We start from the raw sequence: 17907 nt of genomic DNA, 5'->3' as shown, positions 1-17907 counted from the left end.
AGCGCCACATGGCCGCCACGCAGGAAGAGATCGTCGAGGGTCTCGCGGAGATCGTCAACGAGATCGCCGGTATCCCGACCGAGGACGTCCAGATCGACAAGTCGTTCACCGACGACCTCGACGTCGACTCCCTGTCCATGGTCGAGGTCGTCGTCGCCGCCGAAGAGCGCTTCGACGTCAAGATCCCGGACGAGGACGTCAAGAACCTCAAGACGGTCGGCGACGCCGCGGACTACATCCTGAAGCACCAGGCCTAAGCCTGCCGAGCGTTTGTCGCCACCTGGCGGTGGCGCCGTGACAATTCAGCACCCCCTGAGACGTGGAGAAAGAATTCCTGTGAGCCCGACCAATCGCACCGTGGTCGTCACCGGTATCGGCGCAACCACTCCGCTGGGTGGCGACAGCGCTTCGACCTGGGAAGGTCTGCTCGCCGGTCGCTCCGGCGTGAAGCCCCTGGAGGGCGAGCGCTTCGCCGAACTCCCGGTCCGTATCGCCGCACTGGCCGCCGTGGACCCGAACGAGGTCCTCCCGCGGCCGCTGGCCCGCAAGCTCGACCGCTCGGCGCAGTTCGCGATCATCGCCGCCCGCGAGGCGTGGGCCGACGCCGGCTACACCGCGCCGGCCGGCGAGGACGACGCGATCGCCCCCGAGCGTCTGGGCACCGTGATCGCCTCCGGCATCGGCGGTGTCACCACCCTGCTCGACCAGTACGACGTACTGAAGGAGAAGGGTGTGCGCCGGGTCTCCCCGCACACCGTTCCCATGCTCATGCCGAACGGCCCGTCGGCCAACGTGGGCCTGGAGGTCAACGCCCAGGCAGGCGTGCACACTCCGGTCAGCGCCTGCGCGTCCGGCGCGGAGGCCATCGGCTACGCCGTCGAGATGATCCGCACCGGCCGTGCCGACGTGGTCGTCGCGGGCGGCACCGAGGCGGCCATCCACCCGCTGCCGATCGCCGCCTTCGCCAACATGATGGCGATGTCCAAGAACAACGAGAACCCGACCACGGCCTCCCGCCCGTACGACAAGGCCCGTGACGGCTTCGTCCTGGGCGAGGGCGCCGGCGTCGTCGTCCTGGAGTCCGCCGAGCACGCCGCCGCGCGTGGCGCCCGGGTCTACTGCGAGGTGCTGGGCCAGGGTCTGTCCGCGGACAGCCACCACATCGCGCAGCCGGAGCCGACCGGCCGCGGTGTCGCGGCCGCGGTGCAGAACCTGCTCGACAACACGGGTCTCGACCCGGCCGAGCTGGTCCACCTGAACGCGCACGCCACGTCGACCCCGCAGGGTGACACGGCCGAGCTGAAGGCCCTGCGCAAGGTGCTGGGCGACGACCTCGACCACATCGCGATCTCCGCGACGAAGTCGATGACCGGTCACCTGCTCGGTGGCGCGGGCGGCATCGAGACCGTCGCGACCGTGCTGGCGCTGTACAACCGGCTGGCGCCGCCGACGATCAACCTCGACGACATCGACGAGGACATCGACGCGGACATCGTCCGGGGCGAGCCGCGCAAGCTGCCGGCCGACGGCCCGATCTCCGCGATCAACAACTCCTTCGGCTTCGGCGGCCACAACGTGACGCTCGCCTTCCGCAGCGTCTGAGTTCTGTACGTACGAAAGGGCCCCGCCCGGCAGATGCCGGGCGGGGCCCTTTCGTACGTACGGGATCAGACCACCTGGTGGAGCCAGCGGACCGGGGCGCCCTCGCCCGCGTAGCGGAAGGGCTCCAGTTCGTCGTCCCACGGTTTGCCGAGCAGCTTGGCGATCTCCGCCTCCAGGTCGGTCTCGCCGCGCGCCGACCGGGCGAGGGCGGCCCGCAGCCGGTCCTCCGGGATCAGGATGTCGCCGTGCATTCCGGTGACGGCGTGGAAGATGCCGAGCTCCGGAGTGGAGCTGTAGCGCTCCCCCTCGGCGGTCGGGCAGGGTTCGGCGGTCACCTCGAAGCGCAGGAGGTGCCAGCCGCGCAGGGCCGAGGCGAGCTTCGAGGCGGTGCCCGGTTCGGCCTGCCAGGAGAACTCGGCTCTCCAGGTGCCCGGGGAGGCGGGCTGCCTGATCCAGTCGAGGTTCACCCGCACCCCGAGCACGCCCGCAACCGCCCATTCCACGTGCGGGCAGAGCGCGCGCGGTGCGGAGTGCACGTACAGAACTCCACGTGTCGTCACCGGGACCTCCAGTGTGGGACGAGGTCGGGAATAAACTCCAGAAAACGGACAGTATGTGACGTGATGTAATGTAACGGAAATTATTTGACATTGCGCAACGGGACCTGCGGCCGAAACGCCACGGGGAAAAGCTACCGTGCGTCAGAGGTCATGGTGTGACGTACGGTCGCTCCAAGGCCGGTAAACACAGAGCTTTCACTCAGCAGGACCCCCCGAATGACGTGGGGGCGTCGAGAAGGGGACCATCCCGATGCGCACCACCGCTGCGCGCCGCCGCGCGCGCCGGACCCTCGCGGGAGCGCGATCGGCGGCGCGATCGGCGGCGGCGGCCGTACTGCTGGCCGCGGCGATCGCCGGATGCGGGCCGGGTGGGTCGGGCGACGAGGGCGAGCGCGGGGCGCAGGCAGCCTCGCGCTGGAACACTGCGCCCGGCTCCATCGCGGCCGTGGGCGACTCCATCACGCGGGGTTTCGACGCCTGTTCGGTCCTCACCGACTGCCCGGAGGTCTCCTGGGCCACCGGCAGCGACCCGGAGGTCCGCTCCCTCGCGACCCGGCTGCTCGGGGACGCCGACGCCCCGGCCCGCAGCTGGAACTACGCGGCGACCGGCTCGCGGATGGCGGACCTGCCGGGCCAGCTGGCGGAGGCGGCCGCGCACAAGCCCGAGCTGGTCACGGTGATGGTGGGCTCGAACGACGCCTGCCGGCCCACGGCTTCGTCGATGACACCGGTGGCCGATTTCCGGGCCGGCTTCGAGAAGGCCCTCGCCGAGCTGCGGGCCGCGTCCCCCACCTCCCAGGTGTACGTCTCCAGCGTCCCGGACCTCCAGCGGCTGTGGGAGCAGGGCAAGGACCGCCCGATGGTCCGGCAGGTCTGGAAGCTGGGCATCTGTCAGTCGATGCTCGCCGATCCGCTGTCGGCGGCCACGGGGGCGACGGCCCGGCGCGAGCAGGTGCGGGCGCGGGTGGTCGAGTACAACGAGGCGCTCCGCGAGGTGTGCGCGAAGGACGTGCTGTGCCGCTACGACGGCGGCGCGGTCTTCCAGTACCCCTTCGCGGCGGATCAGTTGAGCCGCTGGGACTGGTTCCATCCGGGCAAGGGCGGGCAGGCGCGGCTCGCGGAACTGGCGCACCGCCAGGTGACGGCGGCGCAGCCGCCGCGTTGACGCCGGTGGGCAGGGGGAGGGTGTCAGGTCCCGCCCCCTGCCCGGTCTTTTTATGGGCACCGACAGGGATGATTTCCGGCCATTCCTGTCGTTACGGTGTGTTACGGGATGTCGAGCGTCGCCGTCAGCCGCGTGTCCCCGTGCGCGTGGCTGGCGCGGACCTCGTAGCAGCCGCCGATCCGCTGCCAGCCGCGGTTCTCCTCGTCCCAGATCTCGAAGGCCCGTGCGGGCAGGGCGATCTCGGCCTCGACGCTCTCGCCGGGGCACGCCTCGACGCCCGCGAAGGCGGCGAGCCAGCTCGCCGGACGCTCCACGGGGTCGGCTACGGGGGCCAGGTAGACCTGGACCACCTCGCGGCCGGGCCGGCTGCCGGTGTTGGTGACGCGGACCCGGGCGGTGGTGCCGGTGACCTCCAGGGAGTCGTAGGTCCAGTCGGTGTAGCCGAGGCCGTGCCCGAAGGGGTAGGCGGGGGCAACGCCCTGGGCCTCGTACGCCCGGTAGCCGATGAAGAGCCCCTCGCGGTACTCCAGACGCCCCCCGGTGGGGACGACCTCGGTGACGGGCGCGTCGGCGAACCGCGCGGGCCAGGTGGTGGGCAGCCGCCCGCCCGGCTCCGCGGCACCGAGGAGCACGTCGGCCAGCGCGGCCCCGCCCTCCTGCCCGGGGAACCAGGTCAGCAGCACCGCGGCGACCTCCTCGCGCCACGGGAGCTCCACCGGGGAACCGGCGTTGACGACGACCACGGTGTTCGGGTTGGCCGCGGCGACCGCGCGGACCAGGTCGTCCTGACGGCCCGGCAGGGTGAGGTCGCGGCGGTCGAAGCCCTCGGACTCCACGCGCTCGGTGGTGGCGACGACCACGACGGCGGTGTCGGCGGTGCGGGCGGCCTCCACGGCCTCGGCGATGAGCTCGTCGGCGTCGCGCCGCGGGCCGAGGTGGAGCAGCGAGAACATGATCGCCTTGAGCGGCAGCGTGGTCATGTCCGGGACCTGGAAGGTCAGCGACACCTCGACGGGCTCGCCCTCGGTGAGGGTGATCCGGGCGCGCTCGCTGGGGGCGCCGAAGAAGGCCTCGAAGGGGTCGGCCTCGTTGCCCATCTGCTGGACGCCGTCCCAGAGGGTCTCGCCACCGACGGCGAGGGCGAAGGCGCCCAGCCCCCGGGTGCCGAAGGCGTGCTCCCCGCTCTCGCGCGGCAGGAACGTTCCGGTGACCTCGATGCTCGCCATGGTCTCGTACGAGGCACCCGCGGGCAGGTCGTCGCCGATCCACTGGACCTGCCCGGTCGGCAGGCTCCCCTCGCCGAGGACCGCGCCGGAGGCGTCGCGGCAGACGGCGCGCAGCTCGAAGCCCTTGTCGGCGGGGGTGAGTTCGTCGGAGGGGTCGGCGCCGACCGCGAAGGTCAGGGCCCCGTCCGGGAGCGCGGCGGTGAGCCCGTCGAGCGGGGAGACTATCCGCTCGGGGAAGACGGTGGCGGAGCCGCCGCCGAGGACGCGGGCGTCGCGGGCGGCGGCGCCGATGAGGGCCACGGTGCCGCCGGCGGCGGCGTCCAGGGGCAGCGTGCCGTCCTCGTTGCGGACGAGGACGAAGCCGCGGACCGCGAGCTCACGGGCCAGCGCCTGCCCGTCGACGGGGGCCGGGACCTCGCCGACGACGGCGGGGGCGCCCTCCAGGATGCCGACGCGGGCGGCGAGGCGCAGCACGTTGCGCACGGCCTCGTCCACGGCGGACTCCGGGACCTCGCCGGCGCGGACGGCTTCGGCGAGGGCGGGCCCGTAGACGGTCTGCGGGCCGGGCATGGCCACGTCGAGGCCGCCGAGGATGTCCCCGGTGGTGGAGCGGGCGGCCATCCAGTCGGACACGTTGTAGCCGTCGAAGCCCCATTCGGCGCGCAGGACTTCGTTCACCAGGTACTGGTGCTCGGTCATCGTCGTGCCGTTGACCTGGTTGTAGGCCGTCATGATGCCCCAGGGGTGGGCATTGGCGACGATGGCCTCGAAGGGCGCCAGGTACAGCTCGCGCAGCGGGCGCGGGGCGATGACGCTGTCGACGGTGAACCGTTCGGTCTCGGCGTCGTTGCCGACGAAGTGCTTGACCGTGGTGCCGACCCCGCCGTCCTGGACGCCGTTCACGTAGCCGCTGCCGACGGCCCCGGTGAGGCAGGGGTCCTCGGAGTAGCACTCGAAGTGCCGGCCGCCGAGCGGGGAGCGGTGCAGGTTGACGGTGGGCGCGAGGAGGACGTGGACGCCCTTGCGGCGGGCCTCCTGGGCGAGCAGCCGCCCGGCGCGGCGGGCGAGGGCCGGGTCCCAGGCGGCGGCGAGCGCGGTCGGGGAGGGCAGCGCGATGGACGGGTCGTCGGCGGTCCAGCGCACGCCGCGCACCCCGATGGGGCCGTCGGACATGACCAGGGACCGCAGGCCGATCTCGGGGATCGCGGGCAGGGACCACATGTCCTGGCCGGCCAGCAGTCGGGCCTTGGTGTCGAGATCGAGCTTCCCGAGCGCCACTTCGACGACGTTCGTACGGACCTGATCGGCATCGGTCACGGCCGTGCCTCCTCGTTGAGTGCGGTGCGGTTGAGCGGTGCGGTGCCCCCATCGTGGACCCGTTACCTGTAGAGCGGTAGGGTTCGTAATGTGTTCGTGATAGTCGGATGTCGTACGGTCCTGCTGACGGGTACGAGCGAAAGGGGTGCCGGGGGCGATGGCCAGGGCGAGGAGCGAGGAGCGGCGGGGGGAGATCGTCCGCGCGGCCCTTGAGGTGATCGCGGAACGCGGCTACCGGGGCGCGTCCCTGGGCACGGTCGCCGAACGCGTGGGCCTGACCCAGCAGGGGCTGCTGCACTACTTCCCGACCAAGGAGGCCCTGCTGGTCGCGGTACTGGAGGAGCGCGACCGCTGGGACACGGGCGGCGGCTCGCGCGCCTCGGCGGACGCCTGGCGCCTGGACCTGCTGGCCTCCCTGGTGGAGTACAACGCCATGCGCCCCGGCGTCGTACAGACCTTCTCGGCGCTGCTCGGCGAGAGCGTCACCGACGGGCATCCGGCCCGGGAGTTCTTCACCGAGCGCTACGCCCAGGTCCGCGGGGAGATGGCGGCGGTGCTGCGCGCCGAGTTCGGCGAGCACCTCCCCTCGGGCCTCACCCCCGAGCAGGCCGCCCCGCTGCTGACGGCGGTCATGGACGGCCTGCAGTACCAGTGGCTCCTCGCCCCGGAGTCGGTGGACATGCCGGCCGCGTTCCGCTCCTTCCTGACCCTGCTGCGGGGGCCCGGCTCCTAGCCGCGGAAACCGGCCCGGCATCCTGTTCCCCGGAGTTCTACAGCGGGGGGCTGGGGATGGAGACCGAGAAGAAGGTCGCGTGGTCGGAGCTCTTCTTCGACCTGGTGCTGGTGTTCGCCGTGACCCAGGTGTCGGCGCTGCTGCACCACGACCACGGCTGGGAGGGCACCCTGCGTGCCCTCATCGCCTTCGTGCCGATCTACTGGGTGTGGGTCGGCAACACCGTGCACGCCAACACCCACGACGCGGACCACCCGCTGGACCGGCTCGCCCTCTTCGCGGCCGGGCTGTGCGCCCTGATGATGGCCCTCGCGCTGCCCGAGGCGTACGGGGACCGCGGACTCCTCTTCGCCGGCGCGTACTTCTGCGCCCGCCTGGTCCTCGCGGGCCTGGCGCACGGCCGCTCCCGGCGCCTGCGACCGACCCCGGTCACCCTGTCGGTGCTGCTCAGCGGCCCCTTGCTGGTGGCCGGCGGCTTCCTCGACGGCTGGGCCAGGACCGGGCTGTGGGCGCTGGCCGCCACCGTGGACCTGGCCGCGCCCCGGCTGACCCGGCGGGCCATGATGCGGCTGGACTTCGACTCGGGTCACCTCGCCGAGCGGTTCGGCCTGTTCGTGATGATCGCGCTGGGCGAGTCGATCGTCGCCGTGGGCGCCCCGGCCGCCACCTCCCCGCACCTGTCGACCGGCTCCCTGACGGCCGTCGCCATGGCCTTCGCCCTGGCGTGCAGCCTGTGGTGGGTCTACTTCCACCTGGCCGCGACGGCGGTGCGGCACGGGCTGGAGACCGCGGAGGTACGCGCGGACGTGGCCCGGCAGGTCCTCTCCTACGGGCACCTCTCGCTGATCGCCTCGATCATCGCGGTGGCCGTCGGCATGGCCGAGGCCGTCGCCCACCCCGGCGACCGGCTCCCGCCGGGCGTGACCGCCCTGCTCTACGGGGGCTGCGCCCTCTTCCTCGCCACCTTCGGCTACACCCGCTGGCACCTGTTCCGGTCCTGGTCGGTGACCCGGCTGGTGGCGGCCGCGGCCGTGCTGGCCCTGCTGCCCGTGGCCGCGCTGCTGCCCTCGCTCGCCGCGCTGGCGCTGCTGACCGCCGTGGTGACCGCCCTCAACCTGGCGGAGCTGGGGTTCGTGAGGCGCCGTGGGGAGCTGCCCGGGGCCCGGAGCGGCCGGGCGGACATCCTGGGCCCGTGAAGATCGCCGCAGCGCAGCTGACCTGCGTCCCCGCCGATGTGCCCGCCAACGCCGCCCGGGCCGCCGCACTCGCCGCTTCGGCCCGCGCGGAGGGCGCCGGGCTGGTGGTGTTCCCCGAGTTCACGCTCACCGGCTACGAGTTGGACGCCCTGGCCGCCGACCCGGGGCTGTGGACCGGCGCCGACGATCCCCGTCTGGACCCGCTGCGCTCCGCGGGCATCGCCACCGCGGTCAATGTCGCACTGCCCGCCGAGGGCCCCCGGCCCTTCATCGCCACGCTGGTGTACGACGCGGACGGCGCGCTGGTGACCACGTACGCGAAGCAGCACCTCTTCCGGCACGAGCAGGAGCTCTTCGAGCCCGGCACGGCCGACGGGCGGTTCGAACTCGGCGGCATCCGTTTCTCCTTGGGCGTCTGCTACGACAACCACTTCCCCGGGCTCGCCGGCCGCGCCGCCGCCGACGGCTGCCGGGTCCATCTCGCGAGCTCCCTGTACGGAACGGGCGACGGGATCGGCGAGCGCGCCACCGTGTACCCGGGGATCGCGAAGGAACACGGCCTGTACGTGGTCCTCGCCAACCACGTCGGCCCGGCGGGCCCGTGGACCGGCTGCGGGGGCGCGGCCGTCTGGGCTCCGGGCGGCGACCTGCTGGCCGAGGCGGACGACCGTACACCCGGTGTGGTGACGGCCTCCGTGTGATGGGGTGACGGGCATGAGCGACTTCGAGACGATCACGATTCCGGAACGCCTCCACGGCTATCCGGGGGTGGCCTTCGGCGGCTACGTGGCGGGCGTGCTGGCCGCCCGGTCCGCCGCGGAGAGCGTACGGGTGGACTTCCGGCGGCCCGTGCCGACCGGGGGCGCGGTCCGACTCGGCCCGACACCGGACGGCGGCTGCGCGCTGACCGACGGCGAACTGCTGCTGGCCGCCGCCGTGCCCGCGGCCTTCGCCGGGGAGGCCCCGGCGGCCCCGTCCTGGGCACGGGCCGTGGCGGCGGCCGAGGCCTATCGGGCGGCTCCGCCGGACGGGCAGACCGACTGCTTCGGCTGCGGCCTGGACCGGACCCCCGCCACCGGGCTGCGCCTGCACTGCGGTCGGGTGGCGGGCCTCGACATGGTCGCCACCGCCTGGAGCCCCGGGGCCGAACTCGCGGGCGCGGACGGGCTGCTGCCGCCCGAGCTGGTGTGGGGCGCGCTGGACTGCCCCGGGAACGCGGCCGGCCGGCTGCTCGACGGCCGCGGGGCGGGAGCGGTCACGGCCGCGCTGACCGCGCGGCTGCTGCGGCCGGTGCCGGTGGGCGAGGGGCTCGTCTCGTACGCCTGGCTGCTCTCCGCCTCGGGCCGCAAGTACACCGCGGGCACGGCGCTGGCCACCGCGGACGGTGAGCTGTGCGCGGTCGGCGAGGCGCTGTGGGTGCAGCCGCGCGGGTAGGGGGCGCCCTGTGGATCAGGCCGAGTCGGGCAGGAGGTACTTGGTGCCCCACTCCCCCAGGGCTTCCAGGGCCGTGTTCAGGTCCCGACCCAGCGGGGTCAGCGAGTACTCGACGCGCGGCGGGACCTGCTCGTAGACCTCCCGGTGGATGACCCCGTCCGTCTCCAGCTCGCGCAGCTGGGCGGCGAGCACCTTCTCCGAGACTCCCGGGACCAGCCGACGCAGTTCACCGAAGCGGCGCGGGCACCGCTCCAGCTCCCACAGGACGGAGACCTTCCACTTCCCGTCGATCACGGCCATCGCCGCGGCGACCCCGCAGTGATCCGCTCCGGGCCTCTGTGCCACCGCCATCGCGCACCCCTCCCACCTGCTCGCTCTTCACCAGGCTAGACGGAAGGACCGGGAACGCATCGCGGAACTTGGTCAGGCGTACGCGGGAGGCGGCGGGCCGAAACCGCCGGCCACGCTCTCGGCGGCCGGGGGCTCCTCGGGCCGGAGCAGGTCCCGCACCATCAGCGTGGCCCCGGCCACCGCGCCCGGCATCAGGAACACCGCGACCAGCGGGACCAGGAAGGCCAGCACCAGCGGCACACCGAAGCCCAGCACCAGCAGCCGCCGCGAACGCATCAGCGCCAGCTGCCCGTCCAGCTGCACCTTGCGGCGCTGGAGGGCGACGGAGGTGAGCTCCTGGGTCAGGAAGTATCCGGAGACGCAGAAACCGAGCACCGGGACCACCGTCTGCCCCACCACCGGGATGAACCCGAGGGCGAAGAGCAGGATCCCGTAGAGCAGCACCCGGCCGAGCACCTTCAGGCTGTCCCGGGCCGAGATCCACAGCTCCCGCCAGAGCGGGAGCCCGGACTCGGGGACCTCGCCGCCCTCGCCGCGGTCGACCTGCTCCGAGAGGGACTCGTAGAAGGGCTGGCCGATGAGCAGGGTCACGGCGGTGAAGGTGATGACCGCGAGGAAGAGCCCGAGGCAGAAGACGAGCGCGGTCAGGAAGCCGCGGAAGAGGCCGAGCCACGGCGAGGACCAGTCGTCGGCGAAGGGCGTGGCCCAGGCGGTCAGATCGTCGGCGCCGTAGCCGAGCCCGATGAGCGCGCCCGCGTAGAGGACGAGGGACACCAGCCCGGGCAGCAGGCCGAAGCCGAGCCAGCGGCCGTGGCCGAACACCCATCGCTGTCCGGCCAGCAGATACCGGAAACCCCCCGCAAGATCACGCATGGCGCCAGTTTACGGCGAAGGCCGCACCCCGGTTCCGGGGTGCGGCCTCGGCGGAGCGGTGCCGGATCAGACGGCGAGCTCGACGGTGATGTTGCCGCGGGTGGCCTTGGAGTACGGGCAGACCTGGTGGGCCTTCTCGATGAGGTCCTTGGCGGTGGCGGCGTCCACGTTCGGGATCACGGCGGAGATCTTGACGATCAGGCCGAAGCCCTCGTCGTTCTTGCCGATGCCGACCTCGGCGGTGACGGTGGAGCCGGAGATGTCGGCGTTCTCGTTCTTGGCGACGACGCCCAGGGCGCCCTGGAAGCAGGCGCTGTAGCCGGCGGCGAACAGCTGCTCCGGGTTGGTGCCGGCGCCGCTGCCGCCGAGCTCCTTCGGCGGGTTCACGACGACGTCGAGCTTGCCGTCGTTGGTGGCGACGCGGCCGTCGCGGCCGTTCTCCGCGGTGGCAACAGCGGTGTACGCGACGTCGGACTGCTGGATGGACATGTAAGAAGATCCTCCTGGTAATCGCCGCGACTCGCGCCCACGGTCACGACGGCGTGGGATGAGCCTAACCGGTGAAAGAAACGATCATCTTTCCGGTGTTCTCGCCGCGCATCAGCCCGAGGAAGGCGGAGGCCGCGTTCTCGACGCCCTCGACGACGGTCTCGTCGTAGCGCAGCTCACCGGAGCGCAGCCAGCCGGCCACGTCCTGGACGAACTGCTGCTGGAGGTGGGCGTGGTCGTTGACGAGGATGCCCTGGAGGCGCAGCCGCTTGCCGATGACCTGCACGAGGTTGCGCGGGCCGGGGGCGGCCTCGGTGTCGTTGTACTGGGCGATCGCACCGCAGAGGGTGGCCCGGCCGTTCACGTTCATGGCGGAGATGGCCGCCTCCAGGTGGTCCCCGCCGACATTGTCGAAGTAGACGTCGACACCCTCGGGGGCGGAGCCGCGCAGCTGCTCGCCGACGGGGCCGTTCTTGTAGTTGAAGGCGGTGTCGAAGCCGTACTTCTCCGTGAGGAGCGTCACCTTCTCGTCGGAGCCGGCGGAGCCGATCACGCGCGAGGCGCCCTTGATCTTGGCGAACTGGCCGACGAGGCTGCCGACCGCACCGGCCGCGCCGGAGACGAAGACGGAGTCGCCCTCCTTGAAGGAGGCGACCTCGAAGAGCCCGGCGTAGGCGGTCAGGCCCGGCATGCCGAGGACGCCGAGGTAGGCGGAGAGCGGGGCGAGCGAGCCGTCCACCTTGGTGGCGTGCTTCGCGTCGAGCTCCGCGTACTCGCGCCAGCCCAGGCCGTGCAGGACGTGGTCGCCGACCTCGAAGCCCTCGGCGGCGGAGGCGACGACCTCGCCGACCGCGCCGCCGTCCATCGGCTGGTCGAGCTGGAAGGGCGGTATGTAGGACTTCACGTCATTCATCCGGCCGCGCATGTACGGGTCCACGGACATGTGGAGGTTGCGGACGAGGATCCGGCCGGGGGCGGGCTCGGCGGACACGGGCACCTCGCGCAGGGCGAAGTCCTCGGCGACGGGCCAGCCCTGCGGGCGACGGACGAGGTGCCACTCGCGGCTGATGGCGGGAATCTCGGACATGCGGCGCTCCTGGTAAGAACGAAATTGCTTCACTAGCTGAAACAACCATGCGCCTGGATATTTCATGTTGTCAAGTAAATGGGTACTCTGGATCCATGCCCAGTCGTCGCGTAGTAGACCCAGTGACCCTTGAGGTCGTCGAGCTCATCGGCGATGTCGTGGCCCGCTACCACATGGAGTACGAGCACGCGGCCGCCAGCCACCAGCTCACGGGCGCCCAGGCCCGCGTGCTGAACCTGCTGGCGCTGGAGCCGCTGCCGATGCGCCGGATCGCGCAGAAGCTCCGGTGCGAGCCGTCGAATGTGACCGGCATCATCGACCGGCTGGAGAGCCGCGGCCTGGTCGAACGCCGCCCCGACCCGGCCGACCGCCGGGTCAAGCTCGCCGCGCCCACCGAGGAGGGCGTACAGACCGCGGACCGGCTGCGCGAGTCGCTGGACTTCGCGCGCGAGCCGCTGGCCGGGCTGTCCACGGCCGAGCGTGCGGTCCTGCGGGACCTGCTCAAGCGGATGCTGGGCGGCTAGCCGCCGCCCCTGCCGGCTCCCGCCCCTACCAGCACTTCCAGCCCAGGAAGCCGCAGTCCTCTTCGGTCGGCGTCGGGCTGGCCGTGGGCGTCGTCGGGGCCGGGTTCGGCGGCTGCGGGCTGCCGGAGGGGCCCTGCGACGGCGTCCCCGACTTCTTCGGTTTTACGGTGGACCCCGGGCCGGGGGTCCGGGAGGCCGACCCCGACGTGGCCGGTGCGGGGGCGGACGACGCCGGTGCCGACTCCGTCACCGCCCCGGCGGAAACGCCGGGCCCGGCCGTCTTCGCCCCGCTCCCGGCAGCCTTCGTACCCCCGGCCTTCGCCGACGGCAGGACCGAAGGCGCGGCCGGGTCCCCCTTCAGGCTCGGCAGCGGTTCCGGCTCCTTGGGCCCCGCGTCGTCGGTCAGCACCACGGTGGCGGCCCGGTCGGAGCGGTCCCCGTCGGTGGCCATGCGGGCGACGAGCAGCGAACCGCCCGTCGCGATCAGCATGCCGAGCGCGATGGTCAGCACCGTCCGGCGGCGGCGCCGGTGCGTGGCGCGGCGGCGCGCGCCGGTCCGGCGCTCGTTCGGCGCGGACAGCACGACGAGCGAGTCGGCGAACACGTCGGCCAGCGCGGTCGGCGGTTCGGGCTCGGCCACGGGAGCCGCGGGCACGGCCGGGCCGCCGGGCGCGACGGCTACGAGATACTCGGCCGGGGTGCCGCACCCGGCGCACGCCAGTGCGCCGTTGAGGTGTCTTTGGCATGCGGGGCAGTAGTTCATGGCGCCCGCAGGCTATGCGGTCCCCGGCTACATCCGTATCCCGGGAACGTAAGGATTCTGTGTGGAATCGTGGCGTCCATGACATCGTTCGGGCCGACGGCCTTCCAGCTCGTGCTATTGCGGCGGATGGCGGACTTCCAGCCGGACCTGGCCGAGGAGGCCCGCCGCGGGCTGGGGGCCTCGCTCGCGGACCAGCGGGAGGCCAACAAGCGCTGGCAGGCCATGGTCCGCTCGCCCAGGTCCCGCGGGGCCCTGGCCCGCTACCGCTCGGTGCTGGGCCCGCCGGAGTCCGCCGAACGTCGCACGATCGGCGATCTGGAGTGCGAGGCCCTGCTGTGGCCGGTGCCGCTCTGGCCGGACCTGCGCTTCGAGGTGCTGGCGGCGCCGGACGGGGCGGTGTGGAACGAGTGGCTGGTCCGGGCCCCGGGCGCGCGGGGGCCCGTACTGGAGTCGCCGGACGATCTGCGGCCCTGGTCGGCGACGGTGGACGAGGTGGCACGGGCCTTCGCTCCGGTACGGCCGATGGAGGGCACCGCGCCGACCCGCTGGCGGCTCGCGTTCGCCGCGCGGGGCAGGCCCTGCGTGGCGGAGTTCACGTACGGCCTGCTCCAGCGGGTCTCGTTCGAGGAGCCCGGAGCCCAGTAGGCCGGGAGGCTAGGAGGCCAGGAAGGCGCGCACGCCCGCCGAGGTCCCGTCGTCGCCGAGCAGGTCGTTGTGCTTGAGGCAGCCGACCGGCGTGTTGGCGGCCCCGGTCAGCGGCACGCTGTCGTCCGGATTGATGACCTCGTCGCAGTTCGACCAGAAGGTCGCGTACCTCACCGCGCCCGGCGTCTCGTCCCCGGCGTTCAGGTTCTTCACCACGTACGAGCCGGGGGTCATGTCCCGGCAGGCCTGGTCCCACAGGGCACAGGCCCACGCGGTGGAGGTGCCGTGGTTGGGGCCGGCCAGCGAGACCCAGTGGCCCACGGTGGAGGTGCCGCCGCCGAACTTCACGTACCAGCGGGTCACCAGGGAGCCGAAGGAGTGCGCGACGACATCGACCTTGGCGGCGCCGGTCCGCCGGCGGACGTCCTCGACGTAGGAGGCGAGCCGTCCGGAGAGGACCTCGTTGACCGACTGGTGCGTGTCGTAACCCCAGGAGAAGAGTTCCGAGTCGGCGTACCCGGCCGCCCGCAGGTCCTCGCGCAGGGCTCCCCAGACACCCGGATCGGCGTTGTAACCGTGGACGAAGACCACCGGATTGCGCGATGAGGCCAGGTCGGAGGCGTCGGGCGGGACCCGGTCGGCGGCATGGGCCGAGAGCGGCGCGAGCAGCGCCAGGCAGAGCGTCAGGAGCGCCAGCAGCCTCTGGCGGGTCGTCAGCATCGAGTCCCCTTTACCTTGTTACGCGTGAGTAGCGCGTGCGGTGCGGGCATCGTGCTGCCTGTCGGTACAGAAATCCACCCCCATGCAGGCGCGACACGCCCCCCCGACCGGAGCAGCTCAACGGGCGATTAGTTCGAAATGCCCGAGATGATATGAAAAGCGACCGGCGCTCCGCCGGTCATCTCGCGTTCAGCGTCTCGGGAGGATTCGCCGTGACCGTCAGTCTTGAGCAGTTGCGCCGCTGCCACGTCGGTGTCGACCTGGGGGCGGCCAGGACCCGCGTGTACGTCAAGGGCGCCGGCCTGGTCGTCGACGAGCCCAGCGTCGCCGCGGTGAACACGCGCACCGGGGCACTCATCGCCGTCGGAACCTTCGCCGAGCGGATGACCGGCCGCACGCCCGACTACATCCGGGTCGTACGCCCCGTCTCCGGCGGCACCGTCGTCGACATCGAGATGGCCCAGCGGATGCTGCGCCACCTGCTCGGCGAGAAGCTGCGGCGCGCCCTGCGCCGCAAGCCCCGGCTGCGGGCCGCCGCCTGCACCCCGCACGACGCGGACCCGCTGGCCCAGCGGGCGACCGTGGAGACCCTCGTCGGGCTCGGCGCCCGCCGCGTCGAACTCGTCGACACCCTGATCGCGGCGGCCGTCGGCTGCGGCCTGCCCGTGGAACAGCCGACCGCGACCATGATCATGGTCTGCGGGGCCGCGGCCACCCAGGTGGCCGTCCTCTCCCTCGGCTCGATCGTCACCGCCGAGCGGATCCCGGTCGGCGGCGAGGCCATCGACCACGCCGTCGTCCAGCACCTGCGCCACGCGCACGAGCTGATGCTGCCCAGCCAGGCCGTCCGGCCGCTCCAACTGGCCCTGCACGGCAACGGCATCACCTCCGAAGGCCCCGCCTCCACCGTGATCCACGGCCGCGACGTGGCCACCGGGCTGGCCCGCTCGGTCCACGTGGACACCGCGGCCGTACGGGACGCCATCCACACCCCGCTGACCGCCGTCCTCGACGGCATCGGCAAGGTGCTCCGGGACTGCCCGCCGGACCTGGTCGCGGACCTGACGGACCGGGGGATCATGATGGTGGGCGGCAGCGCCCTGCTGCCCGGCCTCGACCAGATGCTGCGCGACGCCACCGGCATGCCCGTCGCCATCGCGGAACGGCCGGACGTGTGCGCCGTACTCGGTCTCGGCGCGATGCTCGAAGGGAAGATCGCCCCCATGGTTCTCAACCCACTGTCCGAATGACGGACGCCGCGCAGGAGCCGGCGCGCCTCCCGGTCCTGCTGGAGGCGGTCCTCAGCGTCGGCTCCGAGCTGGAACTGCACGCCACCCTCCAGCACATCGTGGACTCGGCGGTCGAGGTCTGCGCGGCACGCTACGGAGCGCTCGGGGTCGTCGACCCCGAGCGCGCCCGGCTGACCGAGCTGTTCACCGCCGGGATGACCGAGGAGCAGCGCGCCGCCATCCCGCGCCTGCCGGACGGGCGCTCGGGCCTGCTCGGGGTCCTCATCAGCGATCCGCGCCCGCTCCTGCTCGACGACCTCACCCAGGACCCCCGGGCCGGCGGATTCCCGCCCGGCCACCCGCCGATGCGCAGCTTCCTGGGCGTCCCGATACGGGTGCATACGGAGGTCTTCGGCAACCTCTACCTCACCGAGAAGGCGGGCGGCGGCCCGTTCACCGAGGAGGACCTCGCCCTCGTACGCGTCCTGGCCTCGCAGGCGGGGATGGCGATCGGCAACGCCCGGCTGTACGAGACCGCGCGCCGCCGGGAGCGGTGGATCGAGGGCGCCGCCGCCGTGACGACGACCCTGCTGACCGGCCGGCCCGCGGCGGACGCGCTGATGTGCGTCGCCGAACGGGCCCGGCTGCTGGCGGACGCGGCGGCCGGGGTGGTCCTCCAGCCGACCCCCGAGGGCGGCATGGAGATCGTCGCCGCCTCCACGCACGGGGACCCGGGGGACCTGGTGGGGACGACCATCGCCCCGGGATCGCCGGTGCTGGAACAACTCCTGGGCGGCGAGCCGGTCTTCATAGAGGACTCGGCCACGGACCCCCGGATGACCACGCACGTACGGAAGCGGTTCGGGCCCAGCATGATGCTCCCGCTCCAGAGCGGCGGCCAGCTGATCGGCACGCTGGCCCTGCCTCGGGCCCGGGGCGGGCCCCCGTACGACGCGGTGGACCGGCTGCTGGCCTCGCAGTTCGCCTCGCAGGCGGCGCTGGCCCTCGTCCTGGCGGACGCGCAGCACGACCGCGAGCAGCTGGCCGTCTACGAGGACCGCGACCGGATCGCGCGGGACCTGCACGACCTGGTGGTGCAGCGGCTGTTCGCGACGGAGATGATGCTGGAGAGCACGAAGAAGCGGTCGGCTGCCGCTGCCGCCGGGGACACGGTGGGCGCGGAACTGAACCGGGCCGTCGACGAGCTGGACTCCACCATCCAGGAGGTCCGGACGGCCATCTTCGCCCTCCAGCAGCCGCCGACGGACGCCCCGACGACCTTCCGGGGGCTGGTCCTGCGCGAAACGGGCGGGGCGGCGGTGCTGCTCGGCTTCCAGCCGTCGGTGCACTTCGCGGGCGCGGTGGACGCGCTGCTCCCGGACCGGGTGACGACCGACCTGCTCTCGGCCCTCCGCACCGCCTTGGCGGCGGCCCACCGGCGGGCGGAGATCACCGCCATCGAGGTGGAGGTGGACGCGGTGCCCTCGCGGGTACGGCTGACGGTGTCGGACGACGGGCGCACGGAGTCGGGGACGCGGGGGACGACACTGACGTGGGAGTCCCCGCTCTAGCCGGGCCGGCTGCGCCAGGCTCGGCCAGGGACGGGTCGGCTGCGCCAGGCTCGGCCAGGGACGGGTCGGCTGCGCCGAGGTTGGCGGGGGCCGGGGTCCGGGCCGGGGTGGGGTGTCGTCCGGGACTCATGATTTATGGCGCCCTGTCCGGACCGGTTCGCCCAGGCAGCGGTTGCACCACAAATCACGTTTTACGTCCCGGACAACACCCCACCCCGTCCCCGCCCCCGGCTGCACCGTCCGGTCCGAGCCGACAAATCCAACCTCACGGCACCAACCAGCCTCACGGCACCATCCACCCTCGCCGCACCATCCAGCCTCGCCGGCGTTTGAGGCGCGGGGTACGGGGCAGAGCCCCGGTCTTGTAGCCGCACATGCGTACTCGGACGGGCAAATCCAGCCCCGCCGGCGTTTGAGGCGCG

At 72.7% G+C, this 17907-nt stretch carries 19 protein-coding genes; 11 read left to right on the top strand and 8 right to left on the bottom strand.

The window, feature by feature from the left end; genetic code table 11:
- Nucleotides 1-8 precede the first annotated feature (8 nt).
- Together ACGFYU_RS12780 and fabF are read left to right on the top strand one after the other, a co-directional pair.
- The gene (locus ACGFYU_RS12780; protein WP_393827299.1) at nucleotides 9-257 is read left to right on the top strand and encodes an acyl carrier protein; all 249 of its coding nucleotides are present in this window, start codon (nucleotides 9-11) and stop codon (nucleotides 255-257) included.
- A 79-nt stretch (nucleotides 258-336) separates the two neighbouring features.
- Nucleotides 337-1602 (top strand): beta-ketoacyl-ACP synthase II, encoded by a 1266-nt coding sequence (fabF, locus tag ACGFYU_RS12775; protein WP_393827298.1) that lies wholly within the window; start codon nucleotides 337-339, stop codon nucleotides 1600-1602.
- A gap of 65 nt (nucleotides 1603-1667) precedes the next feature.
- Here fabF and ACGFYU_RS12770 read toward each other — a convergent pair whose 3' ends face one another.
- Entirely contained in the window at nucleotides 1668-2162 is a 495-nt protein-coding gene (locus ACGFYU_RS12770; protein ID WP_215013748.1) for a DUF3145 domain-containing protein, read from the bottom strand.
- Nucleotides 2163-2412: 250 nt separating this feature from the next.
- On the opposite strand from ACGFYU_RS12770, the gene ACGFYU_RS12765 reads away from it, so the two are divergent.
- Nucleotides 2413-3327: an SGNH/GDSL hydrolase family protein gene (locus ACGFYU_RS12765; RefSeq protein WP_393827297.1), complete on the top strand. Its 915-nt coding sequence runs from the start codon at nucleotides 2413-2415 to the stop codon at nucleotides 3325-3327.
- Nucleotides 3328-3428: 101 nt separating this feature from the next.
- Here ACGFYU_RS12765 and ACGFYU_RS12760 read toward each other — a convergent pair whose 3' ends face one another.
- Nucleotides 3429-5870, bottom strand: a complete 2442-nt coding sequence (locus tag ACGFYU_RS12760; RefSeq protein WP_393827296.1) for a beta-glucosidase — start codon at nucleotides 5868-5870, stop codon at nucleotides 3429-3431.
- A 157-nt stretch (nucleotides 5871-6027) separates the two neighbouring features.
- Between ACGFYU_RS12760 and ACGFYU_RS12755 the strand changes: the two genes are divergently transcribed.
- The 4 genes from ACGFYU_RS12755 to ACGFYU_RS12740 are packed head-to-tail and all read left to right on the top strand — an operon-like array spanning nucleotide 6028 to nucleotide 9233.
- Nucleotides 6028-6603: a TetR/AcrR family transcriptional regulator gene (locus tag ACGFYU_RS12755; RefSeq protein ID WP_393827295.1), complete on the top strand. Its 576-nt coding sequence runs from the start codon at nucleotides 6028-6030 to the stop codon at nucleotides 6601-6603.
- 56 nt (nucleotides 6604-6659) lie between these two features.
- Nucleotides 6660-7799, top strand: a complete 1140-nt coding sequence (locus tag ACGFYU_RS12750; protein WP_393827294.1) for a low temperature requirement protein A — start codon at nucleotides 6660-6662, stop codon at nucleotides 7797-7799.
- Nucleotides 7796-8500, top strand: coding sequence for a carbon-nitrogen hydrolase family protein (locus tag ACGFYU_RS12745; protein WP_393827293.1), 705 nt, complete (start codon nucleotides 7796-7798; stop codon nucleotides 8498-8500). The genes ACGFYU_RS12750 and ACGFYU_RS12745 overlap by 4 nt, the downstream gene beginning before the upstream one ends.
- Nucleotides 8501-8513: 13 nt before the next feature.
- Nucleotides 8514-9233: a PaaI family thioesterase gene (locus tag ACGFYU_RS12740; RefSeq protein WP_393827292.1), complete on the top strand. Its 720-nt coding sequence runs from the start codon at nucleotides 8514-8516 to the stop codon at nucleotides 9231-9233.
- A 15-nt stretch (nucleotides 9234-9248) separates the two neighbouring features.
- On the opposite strand, the gene ACGFYU_RS12735 is transcribed toward ACGFYU_RS12740, so the two are convergent.
- The 4 genes from ACGFYU_RS12735 to ACGFYU_RS12720 form a co-directional block, all read right to left on the bottom strand.
- Nucleotides 9249-9584: a winged helix-turn-helix transcriptional regulator gene (locus ACGFYU_RS12735; protein ID WP_393827291.1), complete on the bottom strand. Its 336-nt coding sequence runs from the start codon at nucleotides 9582-9584 to the stop codon at nucleotides 9249-9251.
- Between the two features lie 72 nt (nucleotides 9585-9656).
- On the bottom strand, nucleotides 9657-10457 hold the full coding sequence (locus ACGFYU_RS12730) for an EI24 domain-containing protein (RefSeq protein WP_393827290.1): 801 nt from the start codon (nucleotides 10455-10457) through the stop codon (nucleotides 9657-9659).
- A gap of 66 nt (nucleotides 10458-10523) precedes the next feature.
- Nucleotides 10524-10946, bottom strand: coding sequence for an organic hydroperoxide resistance protein (locus tag ACGFYU_RS12725; protein WP_393827289.1), 423 nt, complete (start codon nucleotides 10944-10946; stop codon nucleotides 10524-10526).
- 64 nt (nucleotides 10947-11010) lie between these two features.
- Nucleotides 11011-12033, bottom strand: a complete 1023-nt coding sequence (locus ACGFYU_RS12720) for an NADP-dependent oxidoreductase (RefSeq protein WP_393827288.1) — start codon at nucleotides 12031-12033, stop codon at nucleotides 11011-11013.
- Nucleotides 12034-12128: 95 nt separating this feature from the next.
- Between ACGFYU_RS12720 and ACGFYU_RS12715 the strand changes: the two genes are divergently transcribed.
- Nucleotides 12129-12557, top strand: a complete 429-nt coding sequence (locus ACGFYU_RS12715; RefSeq protein ID WP_393827287.1) for a MarR family winged helix-turn-helix transcriptional regulator — start codon at nucleotides 12129-12131, stop codon at nucleotides 12555-12557.
- A gap of 25 nt (nucleotides 12558-12582) precedes the next feature.
- On the opposite strand, the gene ACGFYU_RS12710 is transcribed toward ACGFYU_RS12715, so the two are convergent.
- Nucleotides 12583-13320: a hypothetical protein gene (locus ACGFYU_RS12710; protein WP_393827286.1), complete on the bottom strand. Its 738-nt coding sequence runs from the start codon at nucleotides 13318-13320 to the stop codon at nucleotides 12583-12585.
- 78 nt (nucleotides 13321-13398) lie between these two features.
- Between ACGFYU_RS12710 and ACGFYU_RS12705 the strand changes: the two genes are divergently transcribed.
- Complete coding sequence (locus ACGFYU_RS12705) at nucleotides 13399-13965, top strand: hypothetical protein (protein WP_393827285.1); 567 nt, start codon at nucleotides 13399-13401, stop codon at nucleotides 13963-13965.
- A 9-nt stretch (nucleotides 13966-13974) separates the two neighbouring features.
- On the opposite strand, the gene ACGFYU_RS12700 is transcribed toward ACGFYU_RS12705, so the two are convergent.
- Complete coding sequence (locus ACGFYU_RS12700; protein WP_393827284.1) at nucleotides 13975-14685, bottom strand: esterase/lipase family protein; 711 nt, start codon at nucleotides 14683-14685, stop codon at nucleotides 13975-13977.
- A gap of 212 nt (nucleotides 14686-14897) precedes the next feature.
- Between ACGFYU_RS12700 and ACGFYU_RS12695 the strand changes: the two genes are divergently transcribed.
- Both ACGFYU_RS12695 and ACGFYU_RS12690 read left to right on the top strand, forming a co-directional pair.
- Nucleotides 14898-15935: a rod shape-determining protein gene (locus ACGFYU_RS12695; RefSeq protein ID WP_393827283.1), complete on the top strand. Its 1038-nt coding sequence runs from the start codon at nucleotides 14898-14900 to the stop codon at nucleotides 15933-15935.
- Complete coding sequence (locus ACGFYU_RS12690; protein ID WP_393827282.1) at nucleotides 15932-17485, top strand: GAF domain-containing protein; 1554 nt, start codon at nucleotides 15932-15934, stop codon at nucleotides 17483-17485. Before ACGFYU_RS12695 ends, ACGFYU_RS12690 begins: the two co-directional genes overlap by 4 nt.
- The last annotated feature ends 422 nt before the right edge of the window (nucleotides 17486-17907 follow it).

Origin of the sequence: Streptomyces sp. NPDC048337, from assembly GCF_043201175.1 — a bacterium.
Taxonomy (GTDB): Bacteria; Actinomycetota; Actinomycetes; order Streptomycetales; family Streptomycetaceae; genus Streptomyces.
This window is presented reverse-complemented; position numbering and strand designations above follow the sequence as displayed.